At 53.2% G+C, this 3,482-nt stretch carries 1 tRNA gene and 2 rRNA genes; all 3 read right to left on the bottom strand.

Features of this window, described 5'->3' with window-relative positions:
* The 3 genes from ACR0B5_RS22740 to ACR0B5_RS22730 all read right to left on the bottom strand — a co-directional run bounded on the left by ACR0B5_RS22740 (position 1) and on the right by ACR0B5_RS22730 (position 3,296).
* Positions 1 to 77 (bottom strand) — tRNA-Met (locus ACR0B5_RS22740).
* A gap of 96 nt (positions 78 to 173) precedes the next feature.
* Positions 174 to 288: ribosomal RNA gene (rrf, locus tag ACR0B5_RS22735) — 5S ribosomal RNA — on the bottom strand.
* Positions 289 to 445: 157 nt separating this feature from the next.
* Positions 446 to 3,296 (bottom strand): 23S ribosomal RNA (locus ACR0B5_RS22730).
* Positions 3,297 to 3,482: the final 186 nt, after the last annotated feature.

Below are 3,482 nucleotides of genomic sequence, written 5' to 3'. Positions count from 1 at the left end.
TGGTTGCGGGAGCAGGATTTGAACCTGCGACCTTCAGGTTATGAGCCTGACGAGCTACCGGGCTGCTCCATCCCGCGACACTTTGCGTTGGTCTACCGCCTATTCGGCTACTTGAGACCGGGTAGTGTTCTTTTCATCGTTTAGAGAGAATGCTGTTTGTGGGCTTTTACTAGGTTTGGCGGTGACCTACTCTCCCGGGGCTTAAGCCCAAGTACCATTGGCGCGGCAGTGCTTAACTTCCGGGTTCGGGATGGGACCGGGTGTTTCACTTGCGCTATGACCACCAAACCGAGGAAAAGCCCAAGTCGACTTTCTTGCAAAGCAAGAAAGCGACGAGGTGGCAGTTAGCGTATGTGCGGTGCCACTCGGTTGTGTTTTCAATCAACGTTGTCCAACTCAAAGTCGGTGTATGCTTCTGGTTTGATTTGTCTTTCTGTTACTGGATCAAATCAAGCCTATCGGGCGATTAGTACCGGTCAACTGAACGCATTACTGCGCTTACATCTCCGGCCTATTGACGTGGTGGTCTTCCACGGCCCTCAGGGAGACCTTGTTTTGAGGGGGGCTTCCCGCTTAGATGCCTTCAGCGGTTATCCTGTCCGATCATAGCTACCCAGCACTGCCGTTGGCACGACAACTGGTCCACCAGTGGATCGTTCACCCCGGTCCTCTCGTACTAGGGGCAACTCCTCTCAAGTCTCCTACACCCACGGCAGATAGGGACCGAACTGTCTCACGACGTTCTAAACCCAGCTCACGTACCTCTTTAAACGGCGAACAGCCGTACCCTTGGGACCTGCTCCAGCCCCAGGATGAGATGAGCCGACATCGAGGTGCCAAACACTGCCGTCGATATGGACTCTTGGGCAGTATCAGCCTGTTATCCCCGGCGTACCTTTTATCCGTTGAGCGATGGCCCTTCCACTCGGGACCACCGGATCACTATGGCCGTCTTTCGACTCTGCTCGACTTGTCAGTCTCGCAGTCAGGCTGGCTTCTGCCATTGCACTCAACGAGCGATTTCCGACCGCTCTGAGCCAACCTTCGCGCGCCTCCGTTACGCTTTAGGAGGCGACCGCCCCAGTCAAACTACCCGCCACGCAGGGTCCCGGATCCGGATAACGGACCGCGGTTAGACATCAAGAGTGCGAAGGGTGGTATCTCAAGGGAGGCTCCACGGATACTTGCGTTTCCGCTTCAAAGCCTACCACCTATCCTGCACATCACAATCCTGATGCCAGTGCGAAGCTGTAGTAAAGGTGCACGGGGTCTTTCCGTCTAACCGCGGGAAGCCTGCATCTTGACAGGCAATTCAATTTCGCTGAGTCGATGTTGGAGACAGCGGGGAAGTCGTTACGCCATTCGTGCAGGTCGGAACTTACCCGACAAGGAATTTCGCTACCTTAGGACCGTTATAGTTACGGCCGCCGTTTACCTGGGCTTCAATTCAAGGCTCTCACCTCTCCTTTTAACCTTCAGGCACCGGGCAGGCGTCAGACCCTATACGTCGTCTTGCGACTTCGCAGAGCCCTGTGTTTTTAATAAACAGTCGCCACCCCCTGGTTTGTGCCCCCAGCCCCTAGTTGCCTAGGAACCGGGCCTCCTTCTCGCGAACTTACGGAGGTATTTTGCCGAGTTCCTTCAACATCGTTCTCTCAAGCGCCTTGGTATGCTCTACCAGTCCACCTGTGTCGGTTTAGGGTACGGTCTGATGGAGGGCTATTTCCAGGAACCACTCAGCAGCCCAATCAATCCGATAAGATTGAACTACACCTGTGATCCGTCACATCCTCCTGGCCTAGGAATATTAACCTAGTTCCCATCGCCTACGCCTTTCGGCCTCGGCTTAGGGGCCGGCTTACCCTGCTCAGATTAGCTTTAAGCAGGAACCCTTGGACTTTCGGCGAGAGTGTCTCTCACACTCTTTGTCGCTACTCATGTCATCATTCTCACTAGTGATCTCTCCACCGGATGGCTCACGCCCCGGCTTCATCGAAAGAACTCGATCCGTCATTACATCCAGGTGGATGCAAATACGGATGAGTTCTATGTCACACTACGCTCTGCTACCGATGCTTACGCATCCCTAGACTTCGGCTCATGGCTTGAGCCCCGTTACATCTTCGCCGCAGGACAACTTATTTAGACCAGTGAGCTGTTACGCTATCTTTAAAGGATGGCTGCTTCTAAGCCAACCTCCTGGTTGTTTTGGTCGTCCCACCTGCTTTCCCACTTAGCCATGAATTGGGGGCCTTAGTCGTAGGTCAGGGTTGTTTCCCTCTCCACTACGGACGTTAGCATCCGCAGTGTGTCTGCCATCTATTACTCCCGGGTATTCGGAGTTTGGTTAGGATCAGTAAGCCTGTGGGGCCCCATTACCCATCCAGTGCTCTACCCCCCGGGGTATTCGGATGACGCTCTACCTAAATAGATTTCGCAGAGAACCAGCTATCTCCGAGTTTGATTGGCCTTTCACCCCTAGGCACAGCTCATCCCGATCCTTTTCAACGGATGTGGGTTCGGTCCTCCAGTAAGTGTTACCTTACCTTCAACCTGGCCATGCCTAGATCACTCGGTTTCGGGTCTGATCCCACGAACTCATACGCCCTATTAAGACTCGCTTTCGCTACGCCTACACCTAACGGCTTAAGCTTGCTCGTGAGACCAAGTCGATGACCCATTATACAAAAGGTACGCCGTCAGATCTCGAGGATCCTCCGACTGATTGTAGGCGTTCGGTTTCAGGTACTGTTTCACTCCCCTCGTCGGGGTGCTTTTCACCTTTCCCTCACGGTACTGGTTCGCTATCGGTCAGCAAGGAGTACTTAGCCTTCGAAGGTGGTCCTCCGATCTTCAGACAGAATTTCACGTGTTCCGCCCTACTTAATACGTCCATCAAAGCTTCCTATACGGGGCTGTCACCCGCTATGGCCACGCTTCCCAACGTGTTCTAGTCACTTATCTGGCTCGGCTGGTCCCCGTTCGCTCGCCGCTACTAGGGGAGTATCAATTGATTTCCTTTCCTCCGGGTACTTAGATGTTTCAGTTCCCCGGGTTTGCTCTTAAAACCCTATGTATTCAGGTCTTAAGTACCTGTTTAAACCCCATATTGAGTATCTATCTCACAACTAGGTTGTGAGGGGATAACAATATGAAGCTTTCAGGTGGGTTGCCCCATTCAGAGATCCATGGATCAAAGCTTATTCTCAGCTCCCCATGGCTTATCGCAGAGTATCACGTCTTTCATCGCCTCTTGCTGCCAAGGCATTCACCAAACGCCCTTCTCGCGCTTGATTTGATCCAGAAAGAGAAAGACACACGATAGTTGTGCTACCGCCTATTCGGCTACTTGAGCACAAGTATGTCAATCGCGATCGCCCAGCTGGTAACTAAAGGCGATCTTTCTTCTGAACCAAAAGCATACTTTCCCGCCTTCCATCCTGGAACCCGCGCTGCCGATGTCGGTCGGCCCCACGCAGAGG

The organism is Ruegeria sp. AG1, assembly GCF_056541705.1.
Note: the sequence above shows the minus strand (reverse complement) of the source record. Positions and strands in the feature narration are given on the sequence as shown.